Annotated in this window: 23 protein-coding genes and 2 tRNA genes; 9 read left to right on the forward strand and 16 right to left on the reverse strand. The window is 62.6% G+C overall.

The window, feature by feature from the left end; all coding sequences use genetic code 11:
- Nucleotides 1-120: 120 nt before the first annotated feature.
- Nucleotides 121-546 (forward strand): hypothetical protein, encoded by a 426-nt coding sequence (locus tag WOC76_RS08490; RefSeq protein ID WP_341107609.1) that lies wholly within the window; start codon nt 121-123, stop codon nt 544-546.
- Here the strand turns inward: WOC76_RS08490 and WOC76_RS08495 are convergent.
- Complete coding sequence (locus tag WOC76_RS08495) at nt 543-1,004, reverse strand: MgtC/SapB family protein (protein WP_341107608.1); 462 nt, start codon at nt 1,002-1,004, stop codon at nt 543-545. The genes WOC76_RS08490 and WOC76_RS08495 overlap by 4 nt on opposite strands.
- A gap of 66 nt (nt 1,005-1,070) precedes the next feature.
- Complete coding sequence (locus WOC76_RS08500) at nt 1,071-2,471, reverse strand: amino acid permease (protein ID WP_341107607.1); 1,401 nt, start codon at nt 2,469-2,471, stop codon at nt 1,071-1,073.
- A gap of 128 nt (nt 2,472-2,599) precedes the next feature.
- Here WOC76_RS08500 and WOC76_RS08505 point away from each other — a divergent pair, with 128 nt between their 5' ends.
- Together WOC76_RS08505 and WOC76_RS08510 are read left to right on the forward strand one after the other, a co-directional pair.
- Nucleotides 2,600-3,589, forward strand: coding sequence for an aldo/keto reductase (locus WOC76_RS08505; RefSeq protein WP_341107605.1), 990 nt, complete (start codon nt 2,600-2,602; stop codon nt 3,587-3,589).
- 246 nt (nt 3,590-3,835) lie between these two features.
- The gene (locus tag WOC76_RS08510) at nt 3,836-5,260 is read left to right on the forward strand and encodes a sigma-54-dependent transcriptional regulator (protein ID WP_341107602.1); all 1,425 of its coding nucleotides are present in this window, start codon (nt 3,836-3,838) and stop codon (nt 5,258-5,260) included.
- 28 nt (nt 5,261-5,288) lie between these two features.
- Here the strand turns inward: WOC76_RS08510 and WOC76_RS08515 are convergent, their stop codons facing one another.
- From WOC76_RS08515 to WOC76_RS08540, 6 genes are all read right to left on the reverse strand, one after another.
- Complete coding sequence (locus WOC76_RS08515; RefSeq protein WP_341107600.1) at nt 5,289-5,531, reverse strand: hypothetical protein; 243 nt, start codon at nt 5,529-5,531, stop codon at nt 5,289-5,291.
- A gap of 26 nt (nt 5,532-5,557) precedes the next feature.
- Nucleotides 5,558-5,809: a hypothetical protein gene (locus tag WOC76_RS08520; RefSeq protein WP_341387978.1), complete on the reverse strand. Its 252-nt coding sequence runs from the start codon at nt 5,807-5,809 to the stop codon at nt 5,558-5,560.
- Nucleotides 5,810-6,049: 240 nt separating this feature from the next.
- The gene (locus WOC76_RS08525) at nt 6,050-7,567 is read right to left on the reverse strand and encodes an outer membrane beta-barrel protein (protein ID WP_341107598.1); all 1,518 of its coding nucleotides are present in this window, start codon (nt 7,565-7,567) and stop codon (nt 6,050-6,052) included.
- Nucleotides 7,568-7,806: 239 nt separating this feature from the next.
- The gene (locus WOC76_RS08530; protein WP_341107597.1) at nt 7,807-8,181 is read right to left on the reverse strand and encodes a S24 family peptidase; all 375 of its coding nucleotides are present in this window, start codon (nt 8,179-8,181) and stop codon (nt 7,807-7,809) included.
- A 424-nt stretch (nt 8,182-8,605) separates the two neighbouring features.
- Nucleotides 8,606-9,208: a ParB-like protein gene (locus WOC76_RS08535; protein WP_341107595.1), complete on the reverse strand. Its 603-nt coding sequence runs from the start codon at nt 9,206-9,208 to the stop codon at nt 8,606-8,608.
- Nucleotides 9,209-9,723: 515 nt separating this feature from the next.
- A tRNA-Ile gene (locus WOC76_RS08540) sits at nt 9,724-9,800 on the reverse strand.
- Between the two features lie 71 nt (nt 9,801-9,871).
- On the opposite strand from WOC76_RS08540, the gene WOC76_RS08545 reads away from it, so the two are divergent.
- Nucleotides 9,872-10,522, forward strand: a complete 651-nt coding sequence (locus tag WOC76_RS08545) for a class II aldolase/adducin family protein (protein WP_341107593.1) — start codon at nt 9,872-9,874, stop codon at nt 10,520-10,522.
- Here the strand turns inward: WOC76_RS08545 and mtnA are convergent.
- A complete protein-coding gene (gene mtnA, locus WOC76_RS08550) occupies nt 10,501-11,613 on the reverse strand; it encodes an S-methyl-5-thioribose-1-phosphate isomerase (RefSeq protein ID WP_341107591.1) in 1,113 nt (370 codons plus the stop codon). The two genes, WOC76_RS08545 and mtnA, sit on opposite strands and share 22 nt — an antisense overlap.
- Nucleotides 11,614-11,741: 128 nt before the next feature.
- Here mtnA and WOC76_RS08555 point away from each other — a divergent pair, with 128 nt between their 5' ends.
- Complete coding sequence (locus WOC76_RS08555) at nt 11,742-12,494, forward strand: peptidase (protein ID WP_341108814.1); 753 nt, start codon at nt 11,742-11,744, stop codon at nt 12,492-12,494.
- On the forward strand, nt 12,491-13,453 hold the full coding sequence (locus WOC76_RS08560) for an L-threonylcarbamoyladenylate synthase (protein ID WP_341387982.1): 963 nt from the start codon (nt 12,491-12,493) through the stop codon (nt 13,451-13,453). The genes WOC76_RS08555 and WOC76_RS08560 overlap by 4 nt, the downstream gene beginning before the upstream one ends.
- Here the strand turns inward: WOC76_RS08560 and WOC76_RS08565 are convergent, their stop codons facing one another.
- Nucleotides 13,454-14,515 carry a hypothetical protein gene (locus WOC76_RS08565; protein ID WP_341107589.1) on the reverse strand — a complete coding sequence of 354 codons (1,062 nt, stop codon included), beginning with the start codon at nt 14,513-14,515 and terminating at the stop codon, nt 13,454-13,456. It abuts the gene before it with no gap.
- Between the two features lie 158 nt (nt 14,516-14,673).
- Here WOC76_RS08565 and pgi point away from each other — a divergent pair, with 158 nt between their 5' ends.
- Nucleotides 14,674-16,311, forward strand: coding sequence for a glucose-6-phosphate isomerase (gene pgi, locus WOC76_RS08570; RefSeq protein WP_341387985.1), 1,638 nt, complete (start codon nt 14,674-14,676; stop codon nt 16,309-16,311).
- 27 nt (nt 16,312-16,338) lie between these two features.
- On the opposite strand, the gene WOC76_RS08575 is transcribed toward pgi, so the two are convergent.
- The gene (locus WOC76_RS08575) at nt 16,339-17,469 is read right to left on the reverse strand and encodes a methyltransferase (protein ID WP_341107586.1); all 1,131 of its coding nucleotides are present in this window, start codon (nt 17,467-17,469) and stop codon (nt 16,339-16,341) included.
- A 115-nt stretch (nt 17,470-17,584) separates the two neighbouring features.
- On the opposite strand from WOC76_RS08575, the gene WOC76_RS08580 reads away from it, so the two are divergent.
- A tRNA-Arg gene (locus WOC76_RS08580) sits at nt 17,585-17,661 on the forward strand.
- A gap of 244 nt (nt 17,662-17,905) precedes the next feature.
- On the opposite strand, the gene WOC76_RS08585 is transcribed toward WOC76_RS08580, so the two are convergent.
- Complete coding sequence (locus tag WOC76_RS08585) at nt 17,906-18,124, reverse strand: alkylphosphonate utilization protein (protein ID WP_341107584.1); 219 nt, start codon at nt 18,122-18,124, stop codon at nt 17,906-17,908.
- Nucleotides 18,125-18,493: 369 nt separating this feature from the next.
- Between WOC76_RS08585 and WOC76_RS08590 the strand changes: the two genes are divergently transcribed.
- On the forward strand, nt 18,494-19,162 hold the full coding sequence (locus WOC76_RS08590; RefSeq protein ID WP_341107583.1) for an arylesterase: 669 nt from the start codon (nt 18,494-18,496) through the stop codon (nt 19,160-19,162).
- Between the two features lie 143 nt (nt 19,163-19,305).
- Here the strand turns inward: WOC76_RS08590 and WOC76_RS08595 are convergent, their stop codons facing one another.
- From WOC76_RS08595 to WOC76_RS08610, 4 genes are all read right to left on the reverse strand, one after another.
- Entirely contained in the window at nt 19,306-19,722 is a 417-nt protein-coding gene (locus WOC76_RS08595) for a sugar 3,4-ketoisomerase (protein WP_341107580.1), read from the reverse strand.
- Between the two features lie 167 nt (nt 19,723-19,889).
- On the reverse strand, nt 19,890-21,107 hold the full coding sequence (locus WOC76_RS08600; protein WP_341431374.1) for an acyltransferase family protein: 1,218 nt from the start codon (nt 21,105-21,107) through the stop codon (nt 19,890-19,892).
- 129 nt (nt 21,108-21,236) lie between these two features.
- Entirely contained in the window at nt 21,237-22,478 is a 1,242-nt protein-coding gene (locus WOC76_RS08605; RefSeq protein WP_445730675.1) for an anion transporter, read from the reverse strand.
- 396 nt (nt 22,479-22,874) lie between these two features.
- Nucleotides 22,875-23,924 carry an AI-2E family transporter gene (locus tag WOC76_RS08610; RefSeq protein ID WP_341431375.1) on the reverse strand — a complete coding sequence of 350 codons (1,050 nt, stop codon included), beginning with the start codon at nt 23,922-23,924 and terminating at the stop codon, nt 22,875-22,877.
- Between the last annotated feature and the right edge of the window lie 108 nt (nt 23,925-24,032).

Consider the following 24,032-nt stretch of genomic DNA (forward strand, 5'->3'; position numbering starts at 1 on the left):
CTCTTGGTCATCCTGCGCCGACCGGCCGCGCGCGTTCGTACGTATTTATACTGATTGCTGCTTCATATCGACACATGACAACCTGCCCCAAAGGTGTTGCGTTTCGTTGGGAGCGGGTTCATGCGCCTTCTGCTTGTCGACCATGGCGGCGAGCGTGTTCGGGGCGACTCCGCAGTCTTCGCCGCTTGCTCGCCCGAATGGGCCGATTGCACTTTCCGCAAGATGGGCGTGGCGCAGCTTTCCCTGATCGCCGCCCGTCTGCTGGATGAAAGCGAAGGCCGGTTCAGCTGGCGCTATCAATATTCATCCTTTGGGCCGGCTTGCCGTGGCGGCGGTTACGACGTGTTCTCGTGCGCGCCCGATCACGACGAGGCGTCGCCCGCGCATTTCGAGGACATCTCGAACGTCATGTGCGAGTGCTTCTATCTCGGTTATGTGTTCTGCATTCCGCCGGTCATCTCACTCCATTCCCGCCGCCGCCAGCCGGGCGCGACCCATGCGGAGGAGGGCGCGCATCCCCATCGCGCGAGCCGGAGCCGGCGCTAATTTTGCGTCGCCTCTGGCGGCTTCCGATCCCCTTTGTCTCCCGCGTCCTCCTGCTTGAAGGGCCTGATCGCCGTGAGCGTCGCAAAGGTCGTGACGGCGATGATGACTGCAACGTCGTAGACGCGGAGCGCGACGGCGGCTCCCATTGCGCCCGTGGCCCAAAGGCTCGCCGCGGTCGCCGTCCCATGGACAATCTCGCCCGTTTTCAAAATCGCGCCGCCGCCAATGAAGCCCATTCCGGTGACGATGCCCTCGAGCACGCGCGCGAGCGCCTGCGGCGAGTCTCGCAGCAGCGGCTCGGCGGCCTGAATGAATCCGCATGAGGCGATGGCGACGAGCGGAAACGTCCGGAGGCCCGCGCTGCGCTCGGCGCGCTCGCGATCCCATCCGATCGGCAAGGCCAGCAGATAGGCGGCCGCCAGTGCGCCGAGGTGATGAAGGATCTGGTCGCTGTCCAACTTGGACCCCTGGGTCGTGGTCTAAAACCTTGGGCGACCCAGAGGGCTTTCAAGTTCGCGGCCCAGTCAGACCGGCGCGGAGGGCGGCGCCGCAGAGATCCGCGCCGCCTGCGCCCGTTGCCCCGGCGTGAAGCGGAAGGCCGCGGCGATCAGGCAGAGCAGCAGCAGGCCGATCAGCACCGGGATGCGGGTGTCCGGCGCCACGATCAGAATGCCGACGACGCCGATCAGAAAGGCAGCGGCGATCAGGCTCGAGACGGGCCAAAAGGGCGCGGCGAAAGAGGGGAGGGATTGGCCCTCCTCGGCAAGGCGGCGGCGGAAGCAGACATGCGTGTAGAGGATACTGAGCCAGATCAGGATGCCGATGAAGGTCACGGCCGCGGTGAGATATTCGAAAGCCTGCGCCGGCGTGAAATAATTGAGCCCCGCGCCCAGGAAGAGGAAGGCGACCGTCATGACCATGGCGCGGATCGGAATGCCGTTTCGCGCGATGCGGCCGAACCATGCGGGCGCCTGATGCGCCTCCGCGAGCGTATAAAGAATCCTGCCGCTGCTGAAGATGCCGCCGTTGCAGGAGGAAAGCGCCGCCGTGACGACCACGAAATTGACGAGTCCGGCCGCTCTCTCGAGGCCCATGCGCTGGAAGACCTGCACGAAGGGGCTGCCATCGAGACCGATGCGGTTCCAGGGGAAGATCGCGAGGATGACGAAAAGCGCGCCGACGTAGAAGATGATGATGCGCCAGACGAAGGAATTGATCGCCATGGGGATCGTCGTTTGCGGCTTTTCAGCTTCTCCGGCGGCGATGCCGATCATTTCCACGCCGACATAGGCATAGACCACCATCTGCATCGAGAGCAGACATCCCGCGATCCCCGCCGGAAAGAAGCCGCCGAACTTCGTGAGATTGGAGACGCCGACAGGCGCCCATTCACCGGGAAAGCCGAACAGGATCACGAACAGACCGAGCCCGATCATGATGAGAATGGTCGCGACCTTGATCAGCGCAAACCAGAATTCGAACTCGCCGAAAACGCGGGCGGTGAAAAGATTGACGGTCCCCATGATGGCGATCGCCGAAAAGGCCCATATCCATTGGCCGGACCCCGGAAACCAGTATTGCATGTAGATGCCGACGGCGGTGACCTCCGCGATCGCGATGATGGTCCAGTAGAACCAGTAGCCCCAACCGACGAGATAACCGAGAAACGGGCTGACATAGAGCGAGGCGTAGGCGGCGAAGGAGCCCGTTACCGGGTGATGTATGGCCATCTCTCCCAGAGCGCGGAGGATGAAGAAGGTCATCACCCCGGCCACGAGATAGGCCAGAATGATCGACGGCCCGGCGACCTTGATGGCCGAGGCGGAGCCGAGAAAAAGCCCCACGCCGATCGTGGAGCCGAGCGCGAGCAAACGCATCTGGCGCACGCCGAGACTGCGCTTGAAACCTTCATGTTCGCCGTTCATTCGCAAGTCCCGTCGAAAGGATGGATGTTTGTCCGTGCTGACTTCAACTTATGCGGGCTTTTGCGATCAGGCTAGACCTATTCAGCTTTCTGGGATTCGCCCTAGATGAAGCGGAAGGGAGAGAATTCATGTTGCAGCGCAGACTCGGCGCGAATGGCCCCCTGGTCTCGGCAATCGGCTTGGGCTGCATGGGGATGAGCGACCTTTACGGCCCCTCGGATCGTGCCGCGGGGGTCGCGACGATACGGGCCGCGATCGACGCGGGGGTGACCCTCTTCGATACGGGCGATTTCTACGGCATGGGCGATAATGAGCTTCTGGTCGGCGAGGCGATAAAGCCCTACCGGCGGGAGTCGATCCTGCTGAGCGTGAAATTCGGCGCCCTGCGCGACCCTTCGGGCGCGTGGACCGGCTTCGACGGGCGTCCGGCGGCCGTGAAGAACTTCCTCGCCTATTCATTGAAGCGGCTCGGCGTGGATTGCATCGACATCTACCGCCCGGCACGTCTCGATCCAGCCGTTCCGATCGAGGAGACCATCGGCGCCGTCGCGGATCTGGTCAGAGCCGGCTATGTGCGTTTCATCGGCCTCTCGGAAGCCGGCTCGGACACGCTGCGCCGCGCGGCCGCCGTCCACCCCATCGTCGATTTGCAGATCGAATATGGATTGCTGTCTCGAGATATAGAGACATCCATCCTCCCGACCTGCCGGGAGCTCGGGGTCTCGATAACGGCCTACGGCGTTCTGGGCCGCGGCCTCCTCGGCGGCCATTGGACGAAGAACCGCGTGACTTCGCCGGGCGATTATCGCGCGCTGATTCCGAGATTCCGCGCGGAGAATGTGGAAAGGAATCTCCAGCTCGTGGAGGTCAGGACGGTCGCCGAGGCGCATCACGTCACCGTCGCGCAGATTGCCATCGCCTGGGCGCTGTCACGCGGGACGGATATCGTGCCGATTATTGGCGCAAGACGTCCCGATCAGCTCGCAGACGCGCTTGCGGCGATACGCCTCTCGATCGAACCTCAAGACATCGTTGCCCTCGATCGCCTCTCGGGTTCCGTCTGCGGAACGCGCTATCCGGCCCTCCAAATGGCGCATCTCGATAGCGAAAAAGGTTAGCGTCTCCACCGCGAGCTCTTTTCATCGTCTCACGTCATATGCCGGAGGCGTTGGAGAGATGGTGTCAGTATCCAGAGAAGTGCTGGGTCCAGGACGACTTTTGGGTCCACCATAATTATTTCATCTGGCTCCAGGGAATACAGTCATGTTTTTTGCTCTCCGAACCATTGCAAGACGAGAAACTTGAGATAACATATTTCTGAAATATTTCTGCTTGGCGTCCGGACGAACTTCCGGCGAAAACGAATGAGACAACCCTTGGTGAAACGAACCGTGCTCGTCGCGGACAGAAGCGCAGCCATCAGAACGATCGTCGGCGAGGCGCTCACGCGCTTTGGGTTCGAGGCGCGCGCCACTGACGCGGCCGAACAATTATGGGGTTGGGCGCGGGACAGCCGCGGCGACCTCGTCATCGCGGACGAGGACGTTCTCGACCACGCGGGAAGCGATCTCCTGCGGCGGCTGTGCAAGTCGAGGCCGGATCTGCCGATCATTGTGTTGCAATCGCCGTCGTCGTCTCTGCGGCGGCCAGGAGACGATGCGCCTCAGATACATGCTCGCCTCGACAAGCCATTCGATCTGAAGGCGCTCGTCGCGCTGTGCCAGGAGGCGGTGGATCATGCAGGAATACCGCGCGACATCGGTGACATGAAGGAAGGCGTTCCACTCCTCGGCAAATCTCCCGCGATACAGGCGCTGCGGCGCGCCTTTTCCTGCCTCGCGGAGACGGACAGCCCGGTTCTGATCATCGGCGAGGCGGGCGCGGGGGCCGAGCTCGTCGCCGAGGCGCTGCACAAAACCGGCCGCCGCAAGGCGGGCTCCTTCGTCGGCGTCAACGTTTCCGCCTTGTCGGATGATCGGATGGCGACCTTTCTCGAATGGCAGGAGCCCGAAGATCGCCAATCCTATCGGCCGCTCGAGAAGGCGCGGGGCGGCGTCCTTTATCTCGAAGAGGTCGGGGATCTCTCGGCGCGCGCGCAGGCGCAACTCCTGTGGCTCCTGCAATCGGGCTCTGCCGATGTGCGGCTCGTCGCCTCCACCCGCAAGAACCTTCAGCGGCGGGTCGAGGAAGGGCTTTTCCTCGAGGATTTGTTTTATCGGCTGAGCGCCGCGCCGCTGCGTCTGCCGCCGCTGAGGGAGAGGATCGAGGATTTGCCAGAAATCGCCGAGGCTTTCCTGATGCTCTCGGAGGGCGAAGGGCTGCCCCGAAAACGCATCGGCGCCGACGCGCTCGCCTGCATGAAGGAGCACGACTGGCCGGGCAACATTCACGAACTGGGGAATTTTCTGCGCCGCGCCGTCCTCTTGTATGGCGGCGACGCGATTACCGAGGACAGCGTGAGGGCGGAGCTCGCGCAGGAGCCGCGCCGCGTCTCCGGGGCCCAGGCACTACCGTCCGAGTCCGAAAAGGCGCCCACGCCGGCGCAAGCAGGCGCGCTGGCGAGAGCAGTCGAAAATTACGTCGAAGCCTATCTGGGCGCGGGCAAGGGCCGCAGCCAGAACCTCTACGATCAGCTCCTTGCGGAAATCGAACAGCCGTTATTCGGCAAGGTTCTGGACGCTACGCGGGGTAATCGTCTGAAGGCGGCGGCAATTCTCGGCCTGAACCGGAACACGCTGAGAAAGAAACTGGAAAGAGTGGGAATCGGACCGGCGATGAAATGCGAATGAGGGCTTTTGCCCTCGCTCCGCTGGCGACTCAGCAATTCCCTGTCCAATGGCGAATTCCGCGCGTGAGCTCCACGGGCGTGAGGGACTTGAAGCAATCGCCGCCGCCATGCGTTTCCTTTTGAACGGCGAGCGTCGGGGCGATCTCGACGTCATCGGTCGCCCGTGCGTAAAAATCCCTGGCGTGCGCATGATGTTTCGGAGATGCGAGCGCGGCGGGCGACAGGCCCGAAACGATCGCCAGGGCGATAAGAAAGATTTTCCCACGGTTCATCGTATTCTCCCCCTTCGAGAATTCGTTCAGCATTTGCCCGTCCAGTGCCGGATGCCGCGCGTCGCCTCGGTCGCGCTCAGGCTGACGTAACAGGCGCCGGCGGGCGTGACGCCCTCGCCGCCGGGACGACGGTCGGCGTCGAAGCTCTCAGGCGCGCGCGCATAGAAATCGGAATGATGCAGATGGATTCGCGTCGATGCGGCTTCGGCCCCCGTCAGCGGACCAAGCAGAGCGGAGACGCCGAGGCTCATGAGAAAACACGCTTTTCTCGTCTTCATGGCGCCACCTCCCCGTAAGGTGCAGGTCCTATGCAATGGGCAGATTGCCTCATATGCAAGCAAATCACTGATCACATAATGATCATTATGAGCAAAAATTAAGCACGTATGCGCCGGACCTCCTAGATCCACACAGGGCGAGTTTCGTCGATCCAAGGTGGCCGGTTGCGTCGCGATGGATGGCGCCAGCGCGCGACGATCTTGGCCGCACGCACGTCAATGGCCCCGGACTCGCCGCGGCTATCGCAGGGAGAAGGGCAGGATCACGTCGAATGAGACGAGGGTTTGCGAGCGCCGCCGCTCGCCGTCACTGGGCCCGAAAAAGGGCGGCGCGCCAGTCGGCGCAAAATCGAAGCGGATCTCCGGCCGCAGGATGAGCTCCGAGAGAGACGGAATGTTCTCGATCTTTGGCGCGATCGTCGCGCCGAAAGTCATTTCATAATAGGTCGTGCCCTGACCGGCAGGCTGCGTCGCGACGGACGGCGCGGGTAAGCCGTGCAAGGCGTTCGAGTAATCGAAATAACCGGGGTAGGCGGCTGCAAAGAAATTGTTGCTGTCGCGCCAGAACTCGAGGCGCGTGTTGAGCTTCACGAGGTCGGACAGTTTGTAGGATCCATAGCCCGCGACGCCATACGCATTCGCACCCTGCGCCCGTTTGGGGATCAGCGCCGGATTGAATCCAAAAGTGGCGCCGAGCGCGTTCAACGCGCTGAAGGGCGCGCCCGTAACGGAGATCGGGTTCCAGCCGTCTTCTCTATAAAAGCTGATGTCCGCGCCGAATGTCACATCCTCCGTCGCTTTCCATTGGAGGACGACATTGTTGTAATAGCGCCAGGTCGAACTCGGCGCGCAGACGCATGCCGCCGGAATGCCGCCCGGCACGCCATTGGGGTAGCCCACGAGCAGCGGGTCCTTCGTCGACGGGTTTTCCGGGCCTGCGTGGGTGATGGCGGTGAGGGTCAAGCGGCCATCGAGGAACGCCGCTGAGAACCCGCCATGAAGTGAGGGCGAATTGTTGTTATCTCCGGGCCAGCCGATCGATGTGTCGACGCCGGTGGTGAGGCCGACATAGACATTCAGCCAGTCATTGACCTCGGTCTGGGTCATTATTCCGGTATGGAAAAAAGGACCGAAATTATAACTGTAGGAATGCGTGTAGAAGATATTGTCCTTGGCGTTGAAAACTTCGGCGCCATTGTAGGTGAAGAACTGGCCGATCTTTACATCGACGCCTCCTCTTGTGAGGATAGGCAGATGAATGAGCGCGTTGGCCTCCAGAACGCCGAACTGCGTGCGGTCGCGGATAAGATATTCCGTCTCGCCGATCAATGTCGAATAGCGCAGATCCGTGCCGACGACGCCTTCGAATTTGAACCCGAAGTTCAGGCTGTTACGATCTGGGTCGAGCGGCCGCTGAATGATGAGGGCGCCCTGGTTGAATTGGGGCGTATTGGCCCGGTCCGTGTAGAACTGGCCGAAATTCAGTCCGTTTGCCGGCAGGGCGGGGTTGATCACGACGCCGCCATCGAGGAAGCCGTCCGCCGTGACCGCATCCAGCCATGCTCGCGTCAGATCGGTCGTTTCCTCGCTTTTTCGCGGCGGTTCGGATGCGAGCGAGGGGCAGGCGGCAAGCGTCAGCAACGGAAGAAGGGCGCGCGCGTGCAGGCGAAACGCGCGCTTTGCGAGACTTTGCTCCTTGGTGGCGGGGCGGAAGGCGCGCAGCTTTCCGGGTAACTCTCTGACGCAGCAACCGCCCATCTGATCTTCTTCGAATTGAGGAGCAGACGATGGCTACAGCGGCAGGGGCGCCACTTCAATATGGGGAACCGGACGGGGGCGGCGATCGGATGGGTGGAACTGGTATGTTTTACAATAAACTACCTGAAAGAAAGCGACGCCGCCCAGCTTCCCGAAAAAACGAAAAGGGACGGGTTGTGGCTATGCCGTTACACTCGTTGAGACCACAGGAAATCTAAAAAGAGCATTCGTCTGAGCCACTATCGTTTGCGATAGGCGTATAGCACTTTCGCGACGATGCGTATTCCGCTGTCTTGATCCTTGCGAATGACCGGTTCGCGCCAGAACTCGTGGTTGCTTTCCGACCAGAGCTCAACTTGGTCGCATTGTTTCAGCACGCGCTTGCCCAATAGCTCCAGGGCCTCGCCTCTCGATCTCTCGATCACGACAATATCGCCGTTTTCAATTCTCACCCGGCTGCGTTCGATGTCCACACAGCGGATCAGATCGCCTTGTCGCGCGAGTTTGTCGAGCGACGACCCTTCGACCAACAGGTCGAACTGGACCTCTGGCGGAAATCGAGGATCGAGGGGACAAGGGCAGTCTATTCTTTCGCTGCTCAGACCTTTTGGCACGATCTTCCCCGCGGCCGAAAACCAGGCGAGCGATCATGCCCTGCGCCAATGGATGATAAAGAGCCGCGCGCCGCCAAAGGCATGGCGCCAGCCGAAGGTCGAACCCGTGGATGGGCCCGTCAGGCGGGGGCGGCTCCAGGCCGATACGGTGGCCGATGAGCCGCCCCACCGCAACGGCGAGTTCCCGGAGCCGCTGCGCTGACGCAGTTGCGGCAACTGCGCAGCGCCAAATTAACGCCCTGACTCGGCTGGGAAATGTCTCCTTGATGTCTGAGCGGTCTGCGTTTCGGGCAAGTCCCGCCGAGGAAGGGATGTCTGAAATTGCAAAAATGGAAATCGACTTGTTGTCGACGAAAACTAGCCGGCCTTTGGCGGCGGCCCGCAGAAGCGCGTAATCGTGTCTGGATTGTTTCGCGAATGAGCCTCATGCGCAATCGGCGCAGCGGCACTGCGCGGAGAGATGTGGACAGAACGTTCTGCGCACGAGCTCCCGCGCCGATGCGAGCGTCGCATCCGGATGGGCGCGGAGGCTTTCGGGACTTATGTAACGACGCAGCAAATCGGCCCATCGGAATTCTGCGAAAGGGGAGCCGTCCTTCGGACATCCGCAGGTGCGGCGCAGGCGGCCGACTAGACTGCGATACGGATCGTCGCCAAGCGCCTCCAGATGTTCTGGAACCGCGCGCTGTTCCTCGGCATTCGCAGGGGACGGGCAGAGAAAACCCTTCTGCGCCATGTGCTTCCAGAAATCGTCCTCGCCCAGACGCGAAAAATCTGCAACCGGCCTGACCCATACCCAGTCGACCCCTTCTTTGAGGAGCGCCAGTCCCAGATGGTGGCCATCGATGATGAAGTATCTTTTGCAGGGTCCAAGAACTGCCGGAAAAGGCCGGCTTGCGATGTAATCGGATTTTTGCTCGGTTGTGCGGCTGGACCAGCTTTGCCGCTTCAGCTCGACTTCCTCATAGCCGACGGCGCATTGGGTCGGTCTCAGTTCGGCAAGCATCACCTTGATGAGTTCGTGCATGGCGTTGCTCTCGGCGAATTACTCAATTGTCTTACAGGGATCCAATGTCATGATCGGCTGGGCCCGGCGCGGCAAAATGTCCCTGCCGTTGACGTTGATTTGCAAAGACGCAGACGCCCGGACAGGATGGCGTCATTAGACGAACGGGGCGTTGAGCGACGATGGGGCGGTCACAAATAATGATTGCCGTGCTTCTGGGGGCTTTGAGCCCCACGGCCGCCGAACGCCGAGCAGAGGGGACGCAACAGCTTGCGCAATCATGCTCTATTGCGACGACGCAAGCCTGTGACAGGAGTTACCGACAATGCCTCGCCGGATGTTCCTATTATGACGAAGGCATGTCGCAAGATGAGTGCAAATATTTGTGCTGCGAAGACAGGCGCTCATGCCTCATCGGGGCCGAATGTCCCGCGCCGGAATGTAATAATGGGTGAGCTAACGCCAATCCGAAAGATCGGCCGGCGCATCGAGGGCGAAGGCGTCTGCACGGGCGACCGCGTGTTCGGCTGATGTTTTGGTAGGCCGGGAGGGACTTGAACCCCCAACCAGTCCGTTATGAGCGGACGGCTCTAACCAATTGAGCTACCGGCCCTCGCGCATTGGTCAGGCTTTCCTATACAGCAAACCGCCGGAGGGGCAATATCGCCGGCCGGGAGAGGGAAGATGACGGAAGGCGACGCGCGGGCGCAGATCGTGGCGGGAGCCCTGGAGCTCGAGCGGCTGGGGCTCAATCGCGGAACCGCGGGCAATCTGTCCGTTCGCGTCGGCGAGGCGGCGCTCGTCACGCCGAGCGGGGTTCCGCCCCGGAAGTTGCGGCCGGACATGATCGCCCGCATGCCGCTCGGCGACACGGCCGGCGCCTATGAGGGGCCTTTGCCACCGTCGAGCGAATGGCGCTTCCACCTCGACATCTATCGGGCGCGGCCGGATGTGGGGGCCGTCGCGCATATGCACTCGACCTACGCCACTGTTCTGGCGACGCTGAGGCGCCCCATTCCCGCCGTGCATTATATGATCGCGGCCTTTGGCGGCCCGGATGTCCCCTGCGTCGGCTACGCCTCATATGGCACGCCGGAATTGTCGCGCCTTGTCGTGGAGGGGTTGCGGGACCGGGACGGCGCGCTGCTCGCCAATCACGGCGCCATCGTCGTCGGACCTGAGCTGGGCAAGGCCCTGTGGCGGGCGGCGGAGCTCGAGGCGCTGGCGCAGGTCTATTATCTCGCCGCCCTGGCGGGGGAGCCCGTGATTCTGCCCGACGACGAAATCTTCCGCACGGTCGAACGCTTCAAGAGCTACGGGCCGCGCAAGGACTGAACCGAAAGATCGGGAAACAGGGCGCGCAATCCGTCCTCCGTCGCCGGGCAGACGCCGCGCTCGGTGACGAGCGCCGTCACATAGCGGGCGGGCGTCACGTCGAAGGCGAAGTTGCGCGCGGGCGAGCCGTCGGGCGTCACTTGCACCTCGGTCACCGCGCCCTCGGCCGTGCGGCCGACGATATGCGTCACCTCCCGGGCGCCGCGCTCTTCGATCGGAATATCGGCGACGCCGTCGGCGAGGCGCCAGTCGATGGTCGAGCTCGGCAAGGCGACGTAGAAGGGCACGCCATTGTCGTGGGCGGCGAGCGCCTTGAGATAGGTGCCGATCTTGTTGCACACGTCGCCGCTCCGCGTCGTGCGGTCCGTGCCGACGATGACGAGATCGACCAGGCCGTGCTGCATCAGATGGCCGCCGGCGTTGTCGGCGATCACCGTATGCGGCACGCCCTCGCCCAAGAGCTCGAAGGCGGTGAGGCTCGCGCCCTGATTGCGCGGGCGCGTCTCGTCGACCCAGACATGGAGGGGAACGCCCGCCCGCGCCGCTTTGTAAATGGGGGCCAACGCGGTTCCCCAGTCGACGGTGGCGAGCCAGCCGGCGTTGCAATGGGTGAGGACGTTGACCGGCCGGCCGGGATTTCTTTCCGCCGCCGCGCGGATCAGCGCCGCCCCGTGGTCGCCGATCGCCGCGCAGCAGAGAACGTCCTCCTCGGCGATCCGTCCGGCTTCGGCATAGGCGAGCGCCGCCCGATCGGCGCTCGGCGCCGCGAGCAGCAGGGATTTGACCCGCTCCAGCGCCCAGCGCAGATTGACGGCTGTCGGGCGCGTCGCGAGCAGCGTGTCACAGGCGGCCTCGACGGCGCCCTCGCTCGCGTCCGTCGCCACCGTCAGCGCCAGCCCATAGGCGCCCGTCACGCCGATCAGCGGCGCGCCGCGCACGATCATGTCGCGGATGGCGCGGGCGGCGTCCGCCATGCTGCCCAGCGTCGCGATCTCGATGCGATGGGGCAGGTGGGTCTGGTCGATGACATGGACTCGCCGGCCGTCGGGGTCGAGCCATATCGTCCTGTAGTCGTGACCGTCGATGCGCATGATTCGCCACTGGGCAAGGTGAGGCCTGGCACTTGTGCCTTTTGGCCCGGAACTTGTAAACGGGGCGGGCGCGGTCCCGCATGGAACCGAACGGGGCGGGCTGGACGCCGTCCGGCAGGGGAGCCTTCATGACCTATTGCTGCGGCATTCTGGTGCGCGACGGCCTCGTGCTGGTCGCCGATACGCGCACCAACGCCGGCCTCGACAATATTGCGACGTTCCGCAAGCTCCATATCTTCGAAAGCCCCGGAGAGCGCGCGCTGTTGCTGGCGACGGCCGGCAATCTCTCCGTCACCCAGGGGGTGGTGAATTTCCTTTCCGAGGGGTTCGAAAATCCCGAGACGGGCGAAATCGAAAACGCGATGACGGCCCCGACCATGCTCCAGGCGGCGCAGCTCGTCGGGCGGGCGGTGCGGCGCGCCCGCATGGAGGTTTACAGTTCGGCCGAGCAGTCGGCGGGCGTCAGCTTCGACGTGTCGCTGCTGCTCGGCGGCCAGATCGCCGGCGGCGCGCCGAGGCTCTTCATGATCTACACCGCCGGCAACTGCATCGAATGCACGCCGGACACCAATTACCTGCAGATCGGCGAACATAAATACGGCAAGCCAATCCTCGACCGGGCCGTGAATTACGACAGCGACCTCTATGACGCGTTGAAGATCGGCCTGATTTCGATGGATTCCACCATCCGCTCCAATCTCTCTGTCGGCATGCCGATCGACATTGCGCTGTTGCGGCGGGACGCGCTCCAGCTCGAAGTCTCGACCCGCATCGACGCCGGCGACGCTTATTTCCGTGACCTGCGGGAAAGCTGGTCCAAGGCGTTGCGCGCCGCCCATATGGCGATCCCCGCGCCGCCCTATCGGGGCCGCGCGACGTGACTGCGATCGCCCCGGCCGATCCGGCGTCGATCGCGCGCGCGGCGGAGATCTTGCGGGAGGGCGGGCTTGTCGCCTTTCCGACCGAGACGGTCTATGGCCTCGGCGCCGACGCGACCAGCGGCTGGGCTGTGGCGCGCATCTACGACGCCAAGGGACGCCCCTCCTTCAATCCGCTGATCGCCCATGTCGCAAATCTCGAGGCGGCGCGCCGGGAGGCGCTGTTGCCCGACGCGGCGCTGGCGCTCGCGCGGGCGTTCTGGCCGGGGCCGCTCACCCTCGTCGCTCCGGCGGCGCCGGGGGGCTCGGTGTGCGAACTGGCGCGGGCCGGGCTGCCGAGTGTCGCGCTGCGCGCGCCGGACCATCCGGTCGCGCGGGCGCTGATCGAGGCTCTCGGCCGACCCATCGCCGCGCCCTCCGCCAATCGTTCGGGCCATGTCAGCCCGGTGACGGCCAGCCATGTGGCCGAGGACCTCGCGGGCCGGGTGGAGATGATTCTCGACGGCGGCCGCACCGCGGCGGGGCTCGAGTCGACCATCGTCTCCTTTTGCGGTCCGACGCCGGCTCTGCTGCGGCCGGGCGCGATCCCGCGCGAGACGATCGAAAAGCTGCTCGGCCAGAAGCTCGCCGCCCCGGCGCATGCCGAGGTGACGGCGCCCGGCATGACGGCCTCGCACTACGCCCCCAACGCCCGGCTGCGGCTCGAAGCCCATGAGCTCTACGACGGAGAGGGCGCTCTCGACTTCGGCGGGAGGCTCTCAGGGAACGCGCCGCCCGGCGCGACGGTGCTCGACCTCTCGCCAAAGAGCGATCTCGTCGAGGCGGCGGCCAATCTCTTCGCCTTTCTGCGGGATCTCGACGCGCGCGGCGTCGAACGGGTCGCTGTCGCGCATATTCCCGAGCGCGGGCTCGGCGAGGCGATCAACGACCGGCTTCGGCGCGCGGCGGCGCCGAAGCTCTGATCAGGCGGCGAGGGCCGTCGGCGCCGTCGCGCGCAGGTGGAAATCCTGCGTCACGGCCCGCGGCTCGCCCCGGATGAGCGAGGGACATTCGTAGCCTCGCGCGACGAAGTCGCCGGCGCCCACGGCCGACATTTCCACGGCGAGGCGGGTCAGGCGGTTCAGCACCGGCTCGGTCACCCAGGAAAAGAGCGGCGCATCCGGCTCCACCGCCTGCATCGCGTCGCGGCGGGCGATATTATTGGCCTCGCTCATGCGAGCCTGCCAGCCGGGCTTGGGGTCCTGCCAGTCATTGGCGACGATGACCGGCCGGCGGAAAATGCGCGCCTCGCGCTCCGTGCGCTCGATCAACGCGATCTCGCCGGGCCGCACGCCGGCAAGGGTGAAGAGCGTCGGGCGCCCCAGCGGCTCGCGCGCGATCAGCGCGACCGCGTCCTCGAATGTCTCGCAGCTTTCGAAGGCGTAGCGCAGCAGGTGATCCGGGGGCCAGCCGCCTTCGAGGGCGAGCGCGTCGCGCAGATTGACCGCGGCGTCCAGAGCGAAGCCGAGGGCGCCGCGCGTGCGGCGTTTCATCGGCGCCTGATTGATGACGGCGCAGAAGCGGCCGGGCGCCATGGCGGTGAGAACGCCGACCGCGCCCGGCCAGGTGGCGTTGTAGAAATCGCCGGCCGGGCCGGATTGCCAGGCTATCTCCACGGCCTGGCCCAGCCCCTGAAAGGGCCAGTCGAGCGTGCGGCGGATGCGCGGCAAGCCGTCCGGCCCCTCATAGGCCTGGGTCGTGCAGGCGAAGAGATAGGCCATGTTCAGCGTCACGGCGCCGGGGAAACCCAGGATTTCCGCGACATGCTCGAGCTCGGTCCGATATTTCGACGCGGAGCGGCGCAGCCAGTTGGAGGCCAATTTGTCGATCGGGGAGAGGCACAAACGACCGAAAGGCGCCACCCGGCCGAGGCAGGCGTCGCGCAGCGCCGCCGCGGCCTCGGTCCGCGCCCTGGCGTGCGCAATCGGGCCGCCGTCGCGCAGGTCGAGGAAGGGAATGTGGTGCTTCATCGGCGTTCCAGTCATGAAAGCGTCATTCGAACGAGATGAATTCCACACCTCGCTGTCACAATACAGTCAAAAATAAGATAGGTTTCTTAGCGCTGCGGCAAACGCCGCTTTACGTTAAATCTTACTGGCCCGAGCCTGGCCGATTCGGCCTGCGCCTTCATTTGAGACGCCAGATGTCCCACGCCGTCGCCGCTGCTTTTCTTGCGCTAGATACGCACGCGCCCACGTTGAAAGACGTGCGGACGCTCGATCTTTTCGCCGGCGATCCGGCGCGCTTCCAGAATTTCAGCGTGGCGCTCGACGATTTTCTCTTCGACTTCTCCAAGCACAAGATCACGCGCGAGACGATCCGCCTTCTCGTCGCGCTCGCGCAGGCGCGCGCTCTCGAGGCGCGGCGCGATGCGCTCTTTGGCGGCGAGGAGGCAAACAACACCGAGCGTCGCGCGGCCATGCATATGGCCCTGCGCGACCTCTCGGCCCGGCCGCTCGTCATCGGCGGCGTGGACATGCGTCCCGCGATCGAGGCGGAGCGGGAGAAGCTCTTCGCCTTCGCCCGCGCCATCCGCAGCGGCGCCGCGACAGGCGCGACGGGCCAGACGTTCACGGATGTCGTCAACATCGGGATCGGCGGTTCTGACCTCGGCCCCGCCATGGCGGCGCGCGCGCTCTCGCCTTATTCAGACGGCGGACCGCGCGCGCATTTCGTCTCCAACGTCGACGGCGCGGATCTCGCCGATACGCTCGCCGGCCTCGATCTCGCCCGCACGCTCTTCATCGTGTCGTCAAAGACATTCACCACGCAGGAGACCATGGCCAACGCGGCGAGCGCCCGCGCGCGGCTCGTCGCGGCGCTGGGCGAAGAAGCGGTCGCGAGCCATTTCGCCGCCGTCTCGACCAAACTCGACAAGGTCGCAGCCTTCGGGATCGATCCGGCGCGCGTCTTCGGTTTCTGGGACTGGGTGGGCGGCCGCTATTCGCTCTGGTCGTCGATCGGCCTGGCGCTCGCCATTGCGATCGGCCCGGATCATTTCACCGAGTTCTTGCGCGGCGGCTTCGACATCGACGAACATTTCCGTTCGGCGCCGCTCGATCGCAACATACCCGTTCTGATGGGGCTCATCGGCGTCTGGCACCGCAACATGATGAAACGATGCGCCCATGCCGTGATCCCGTACGATCAGCGCCTCGCGCGCTTCCCGGCCTATCTGCAACAGCTCGACATGGAGTCGAACGGCAAGTCCGTCACGCGTGACGGACGCCTCGTCACGCATGAAACCGGACCGGTCATTTTCGGCGAGCCCGGCACCAATGGCCAGCACGCCTTTTTCCAGTTGCTGCATCAGGGAACGGACGTCACGCCGATCGACTTCCTCGTCGCCGCCGAGCCGACGGCCGCCGATGCGCATCACCACGCGCTGCTCTTCGCCAACTGCCTCGCGCAATCCGAAGCCTTCATGCGCGGGCGCACGCTCGACGAGGCCAAGGCGCAATTGCGGGGGCAGGGGCTCGCCGAGGAAGAGGTCGAGCGCCTCGCGCCGCATAAGGTGTTTTCGGGAGACCGGCCGTCGAGCGTCTTACTTTATCGCCGGCTCGATCCGCGCACGCTCGGGCGCCTCGTCGCGCTCTATGAGCACAAGGTCTTCGTGCAATCCGTGATCTGGGACATCAATCCCTTCGACCAATGGGGCGTGGAGCTCGGCAAGGAGCTCGCGAACAGGCTGGCGCCCATTGTCGAGAACGCCTCGGCGCCGACGGCGGGCCTCGACGGATCGACGGCAGGGCTCATCGACTGGCGGCGCGCGCATTCGTAGCGCGCCGCTCTCCCGAAGCGGGGCGAATCAAACCGCCTTGGCGACCAGAATGCTCGTGAGCGTCGGCAACGCATTGGCGAGAAGCTTGAAGCCGCCGAAGCCGGATTGCCGCATGAGCGCCTCGATCTCCTCGACGCGGCGCGGCTCGCCGCGGCCCATGGCGAGCGTATAGAAACCGTAATAGGCGTCGAGCGGTTCGGCGCCCTTGACGCCCGACATGGCCTCGATGACGAGGAGCGTCGCGCCGGGCTCCAGCGCCTGCCGAATATTGCGCAGAAGCGCCAGCGCCCGCTCGTCGTCCTGATCGTGAACGATGCGAATGAGAGTGACGACATCGGCGCCGCGCGGCAGCGGATCGCGCAGAAAATCGCCGCCGTGGATTTCCGCGCGCCCGAGGAGACCGGCAGCCTCGAGCCGCCTGCGGCCGCGCTCCGCGACGGCGGGGAGATCAAGGAGCGTGAGCTGCAAATCGGGCGCGCGCGCCGCCGCCGCGCAGAGAAAGACGCCCTCGCCGCCGCCGACGTCCATCAGGCGCCGGTGCTGGGTCATGTCGTAGGCGTCGAGCGCTTCCTGCGCCACCATCGGCTGCGAGGCCGCCATCAGCGCGCTGTAGGGCGCGACCTCCTCGGCCCCGAGCGCCTTGGGTCGATCGAGGTCGGAATAGGGCCAGTAATCGGCGAGCGTCGCTCGTTTTTCGCCCTTGAGCAGCGCCACCGGATCGGCAAGATCGGCATAGAGCAGGGGCTGGTGCTCGACGAGAGACAAGGCGGCGCGATTGCCCGCGAAAGCCGCGCCAAGCTGGCCAAGTCCATAGCGCTCAGCGCCGCGCCGCTCGGCGAGATCGAGCGAGGCCGCCGCGTCGAGCAGGCGCCGCGTCGCCGCCTCGGACAGGCCGAGCCGGCCGGCAAGCTCCGGAATCGCGAGCGGGCCGGCGGCGAGAACATCGAAGAGCCTCAGCCGCGCGCAGGCGAAGAGGACCTGCGAATAAACGAAGCCGGCCGTGAGATCGAGCGCCGCGCGGGCGCGCCGGCGGGCGATCGGGCGCGTCAGCGGATTGGCGAGCGACCGGCGTTGAAAATTCGGATCGGCGATCAGACGGTCGCGCCGCGCCCGCAGCCGCTCCAGCCAGTCCTCGATCAAGGCTCCAAAGCTTCCCATCCGGGTCCTCCCGTGAGGGCGTGGGGATAGCATGAGCTTTCCCGCGTGAGAAAGGGCGCCGACGTTGCGGCCGGCCGCCGCTTCCTGTAAAAGGGAACAGCTGACTCGTAAGAACGCGCCCGTAGCTCAGCTGGATAGAGTGCTGCCCTCCGAAGGCAGAGGTCGCACGTTCGAATCGTGCCGGGCGCGCCAGACGAGACACGCGAGCGAGGGCCACATAAGCACGAGAGCGGTAGTCCTGCTGAACTCAGGCAGCGTGACGTCATCGCGAGCTTGCGCTAGGCCGCCCGTGGCGCCGGGCTACGGGAAAAGGCTCAAACAATTTCTGAGGCCCCCTCCGCTCGTCGTGTGATGGCGGCCAATCCGCCAGCCTCTGCGGTTGGTGCGCGCAGAATTAAAAACGCCCCGGCGGGAGCGTTTAGTAAGGGAGCCGAGCCTAAGCCTTTTTCAGAAACTCCGTCCGCAAGACCAGGTCTTTGACCTTCTCGGCGCGGCATTCGACCTCGGCCGGATCGCCGGTCAGACGAATATTTTTGATGAGGGTGCCCCGCTTCAGAACGACAGAAGTCCCTTTCACCTTCAAATCTTTTATCAAGGTCACGGAATCGCCATCCTTGAGCTCCGTTCCGTTGCTGTCTCTCACAATCTCAGTCATCTCAACTCCAAGGCTAGTCGCCTCTGCCCGGCGACGCTCCGACAGCTGCGCTGAAAGCAAAAACGCCCCGCGCTTGCATACGTCGGGGCGTTTTTATGTCAGCGGCCTGACAGCGGCCGCCATGAAGGGCCTTAAACGTCTGATTCGATAAAAGCAAGGTCGCCTGGGCTGTGCGCCAGAGCGACGCCATGGAAATCCCGCAACTCTCGACCCCGCGCAAGCAAATGCGTCGCCCAATGGCCGATGCCGTTGAGGGGGCGGTTTTGCAGCGCGCTTGAGCAATCAGGCCCGCCGCCCAGCTTGCCGGCTAGGCAGGCGACCCTAGCCTCCGTTGCAGGGCAATCGCCTGTCACCATGGAGGATGACTCGATGAGCGGCGCCGCGCGTCTCCTTGCAGCCTTTCTGTCTCTCTTCGTCTTCTTTTGCCTCACGCCCAAAATGGCGTCGGCCCAGCCGAAGCGCGTTCTGATCTTCGGGGATAGTCTTACTTCGGGATTCGACCTGGAACCGGGAACAGGATACGCCTCAGCCCTCCGCAGGCATCTCTACTTGCGCGGTCGCAACGACTTTCAGATCCTGAAAACTTCGCGGGCGGGCGACGAGACTTCTGTCGCTCTGGATCGCATCCCCCTGGCCTTCAGCCGCGGCGCCGACGTCGTGATCGTCGAGCTCGGCGGCAACGATATGCTGTCCAACGTCGATCCGGGCGTCGTCTACAGAAACCTTCGCACGATCGTACGTTACAGTAAGGGCGTCGGTGCGCGGGTGATCCTCGCCGGGATGGTTTCACTGCCCAAGCGCGACCCCACCTACAAGCCCCGTTTCGACGCCATCTATCCGACGCTTGCTGCGCAAGAGAAAGTGGCGCTCTATCCGTTCTTCCTCGAAGGGGCCTTTGGCAATCCCCGCCTGATGGAGAGCGATGGGGAGCATCCCAATGAGGCGGGATCTGACTATATCGCGGCGCGAATGGCCCCGCTGGTCGATCGTGAGCTCAGCGCGACAGGTCGCCATCATTACGGGCGCGCCCGGCATTGACGTCGCGTGGGCGTCGATCAGCCCGTCGTTTGGGCCGGTCCAAAAGAGCCGGCCCGGCGCGCTTACGCCCGAAGGACAGGCGGACACGGATATCGTGAGCGGGTTTTGCCGCCACCGCGCAATTCGCTGCCGGCATTCGGCGCTTAAACGCTTATTCCACTGGAAACAGCCGCCAGAAAAGCATCGTAATCTCTGAAATAATCGGCTTCGGAATAATATTGTGACGCTAAGACCACGCAAACGGATCCGGATGAAAAATTGCTCAACTCTCGCCAAATCATGGGGCATACATAAAGCCCTTGATAAGACCGGTTAAGGGAAACCATTTTTCTTTCCTTGCCATCATCCAGCAGGACATCGAAGCTTCCCGCCATCGAGATGATCAATTGCTGGAGCTCCTTGTGAGCGTGCCCTCCTCTTTCCGCTCCGCCCGGCACATCATATAAATAATAAACCCTCTTTATCTCGAAAGGAAGATTCTTTCCTCCCTCGATAAATGTGAGATTGCCTCGCGCATCAGTAATAATGGGGAAGTTGATGATCTGGCACTTGTCGATCACTTAGTTCATTCCGCGTTATTTGTCCGCGACACTTTCGCATGTTATTTTTGTTTTCGCAACAACCTTATCCGTGCGAAGCGGGCAGGGCCACGCCAAGCGCCTGAGCTCGCTGGCGCTTTTCAAGCGCGTCGCAAGATGTTGAGATCAGCGGGCATTATCTGCCTCGATTATAAACGCGCGCCTTTTCGTGAGGCGTCGCCGGGCATTGCCGCCCATGATTTTAGCGTCCTGCGGATAAATCGAGTCAGGACAGATTTCAGCGCACGGAAAATGACAGAAGCAGACCTTCCCTTCCATCCGGCGATAATGCCGATCCTCGCGGGCTCCTCAATGTAGAAATAACCGAGGATGGAGATCGTCATCAGGAGTATAAAGGCAACGCAGAGCAGGATACGATTGTCCGCGAGCACGCCGATCCTGGCAACGAGAAAATCGTGACAACTCAGCAAGAACAGGATCATGAACGTCTGGAAGGAGTAAAAGCAGTAGCTGACTCTCCCCCCGAAAACGAACGCCCTCGCGCTCATCAGCCTGGGGATGACGCCTTGTCCTTTGGCAAGTAAAACCAGGAGGCAGGCAATAACCGGAACAACTAGCCAGTTGTGAGTGATGTAGAAAGGCGTCGCGTTCTGGAAAAAGGACAGATACGCAATTGTCACTGCTATCAATGCAACAATATAAGCATCGCTTTTCTTGATCAATTCCAGATCCTTGCTTAAAAAATACGCGCAAACGCCAATTAGAAACTCTGGAAACCTGAAAATGGGCATGGCGTAAAAAATCTGCACCGCTGGAACGGGCTTTTCTTCAAAAGAGAAAAAGACGAGGGCTATCGAAGAGGAAAATACATATGCGGCCAAGGCGACAAAAGTGATCTCTCTCTTTCCAAGTCTCCTGACCGCGTAGAGAACAGCGGGAAATAATGTGTAAAAAAACGCTTCCGTCGCAATTGACCAGCTGCCTCCATCATTCCAGTAGGTAAACATCTGCGGGAACCAGGCCTGGACCAGAAAGACATTCGAGATCAACAGGCAGAAGCTTTTCAAGCCAAAATGTGCGGCGTCCTGAGAGGTGCGCGCCAATGATATGATCAGCCATGGCGTCGTTATAACCGCAGCTGCAATATATACTGGGTAAATCCGGGCAAAGCGGCTCAGGGCGTAGCCTCTCAGGCCAAAATCTGATTGGCTGTATCGGTGCGCCAGGATAAAGCCCGAGAGAATGAAGAAAATCGACATTCCCACAGCGCCTTGCAATAAAACGGAGCTCAGATGGCCTGGGCCAGTCAATGGCCAGTTCATATGTATGTGAAATACGAAGACATACAAAGCCGCCACGAAACGTATGCTGGTGAGAGGTAGCAGCTCGTCTTTAATCTTTTGCAATTAGGACGCCTTTCCCTTAGCGCACCGCGATCCAGGCAAGCTCTAGCGCATTTTTCCGGTCAGGGCCATGAATTCTGCGAAATGAAGGGGCGTCCACCAGAGAGGATTCATGGACGCCTTTGGCCGCGCCTAAAGCCACCACACTCCGAAGCCGAGCGTTGCAATCGTCAACGGCGCTCCAATTTTGAAATAGGCCCAGAAGCCAAGGTCGACCCCCTGCGCCTTGGCTTTCTGTGCGACGATCAGATTGGCGATGGAGCCGACGAGCGTGAAATTGCCGGCAAGCGTAGAGGCCATGGCGACCACGAGCCAGGCTTTTTTGGGGTCGCTCAAACTTGCTACGAAGGGCTTCAGGACGAGGACGGCGGGAACATTGCTGACGACATTGGACAGGACCGCCGCGATCGTCGCGAGGGTCGCCGGCGCGCCGAGGTCGAGCCGCCCGACAGCGGCGACGAGATCGGGAGTGATGACAACTCTCTCCAGGCCTGCGACGACCACGAAGAGACCTACGAACATGAGCAGCAGGGGCCAGTCTATCTCCCGGTAGACCTTGTCGGATTTGACCTTGCGCGTGAGCAGCAGAAACGCGCCGCCGACGATGGCGACCTTGGCCACGGGCTGACCGGCGAAAAAGAGAGCCATCATCGCCACAGTCACGGCGACGGCTTTCAAAATCAAGGGTCCATGGTAGCGGGTCTGCGGCGGCCTGATTTCCGGCAGCGCGTCTCGCGTCAGAAATTCGCGGCGGTAGGCGAGGGCGATTAGGAGGATCGTCGAAAGCATCCCCACGAGAGCCACTGGCCAGAGGGCGCCGGCGAAGGCGCCATAAGAGATGCCCGAGAAGGAGCCGATCATCATGTTCTGCGGGTTGCCCGTGATCGTCGCCGTGCTCCCGACGTTGGAGGCCATCGGGATGGCCAGCACATAGGGAACGGGGTTGCGTTCGAGCCGCCTGACGAGGTCGAGGACGACCGGCGCCATGACGAGGCAGATCGTGTCATTGACCAGGAAGGCCGAGAACGCCCCGGAGACCATCACGATCGCCGCGAGAAGCAGCAGCGGATGCCTGGCGCGCGCCACCACAAAATCGCTCGTCAGCCGGAAGAAGCCGGAAAGGCGGAGGTTGGCGACCACGATCATCATACCGAGAAGCAGCGTGATCGTATCGAGATCGATGGCTCGATAGGCTTCGTCTAGCGAGAGCACGCCGGCCCCCACCATCACGCTCGCGCCAAGGAGCGCCGCGCCGGCGCGGTCGAGCTGGAAACCAGGCAGCTTGCCGATCGCCACGACGAAATAGGTTGCAGTGAAGGCCAGCACGGCCACAATCGTGTCGCCGTTACGCCAGTCCAGGCGCAGGTCATCCATACCCCTGATCAGGGCCAGGGCGGCCTCCCCGACAAGGAAGAGCGCCGCAGCGGACAGTATCGCGAAGAAAGTCGTCAGCGCAATCGCCAGAAGAGCCGCCATGAAGGCGCCGTGTGGGCGCTCCGGCTCCATGCCGCCGAGCCCGCGCCCTTCATATCCAGCCGGAGCGCCGGTCCCCCGCCCATCGACGCCAATGTCCATTATCTCTGTTCCCATGTTTCTCGCGACATATCGCAGCAATCGGCGCACGGGCCTTGCCGCAGCCCCCATTCACGCGCAATTTTCCCGATGTCTGACTTTGTGTGACATCGCCCCTTGGGCTCGAGATGAGGGCGATGACGGCGATGACGGCTGGATCCTCCTTGCGCCTGTCAAAATATGCCGCGATTTCTTCGGTCAGCGCAGAGAACTGCTCCCATCGGACGATCCAATTTCTTCCTCGCCAGGAAGCGCCGTCGCTTCTCCCAGCGAATCCCGTACGTAAAGCTTTTTGATCAATACGAACAGAGAGACAGTCAATGGCGCTGCAAAAATCGTCCCCGCGAGGCCGAAGAGGGAACTTATTGCAGCGATGCCGAAGAGTATGACGGCAGGCGGAATATAAACCATCTGCCTTTGGATCAGAGGAGTAACGAGGTGGCCCTCTGTCTGGTGAATCAACACATAAGCCGCGATCGTCCAGGCAATGGCGGTTGGGCTTAAAGTCACAGCGACCAGGACAGCCGGGATTGCGGCGACGATAGGACCCAGATACGGAACGAATTCAGTTACCCCCGCGATGACGCCGAGCGCCAGGGGGGAGGGAAGGCCAATGAGCCAAACAGCGAATCCAGAGAGCACGCCAATAATCGCCATTTGAAAAAGCTGGCCCAGAAGCCACAGTCTCAAGCCGTCGGCAAGATGATCGATAGTCTCATTGACTTCTTCCCGAGACTTGAGGGGAAAAAGCATGCTCACGCCGTCACGGTAGAGCGCGGGTTGGGCTGCGAGGTATATCCCTGCGAAAATTGTGACCAGGACTGCTAGAACGAAGGTTGCGCTTATTCGAAAAAGGCCGCCTACCAGCTCGGCAACTGGAACATTAGAGCTCTTGATGTGCGAGATCAGAAATTCTCCGATAGGCGACGCATGCACCTCCTTCTCGATGCTTTGTCTTGCTTGCTCGATACGTTGCAAAATATCTTGCATCTCGGAGGAGACGCTCGCGCCAAACAGATATCCGGCGCCGCCCAATATGCCGAGGATAAGAAGGCCAGACGCAAGCAGAGCCAGTGGTCGCGGCACATGGATGCGTCGAAACGGATAGGTTCCGATGTCGAGCAAAGTCGCGATCAACAGAGCGCCAATGATGATGAGAATGACGTCGAAAAGAGACCAGATGAGTATCGGCGTCAGAGCTAATGCAATAAAGATCGCAGATCTCTTCGCGAAATCCGCGTTCGTCATGCTTCTCGCCCCCTCTTTATGTTCTATTGGGCATCGGCCAGGAAGCGATTTTCCCTGTAGCTGACGCCGAGAATGGGTCCGGCGCGGGATGTGTTCACGAGTGTTGGA

The sequence above is a fragment of the Methylocystis sp. IM3 genome (assembly GCF_038070105.1).
Classification (GTDB): Bacteria; Pseudomonadota; Alphaproteobacteria; order Rhizobiales; family Beijerinckiaceae; genus Methylocystis.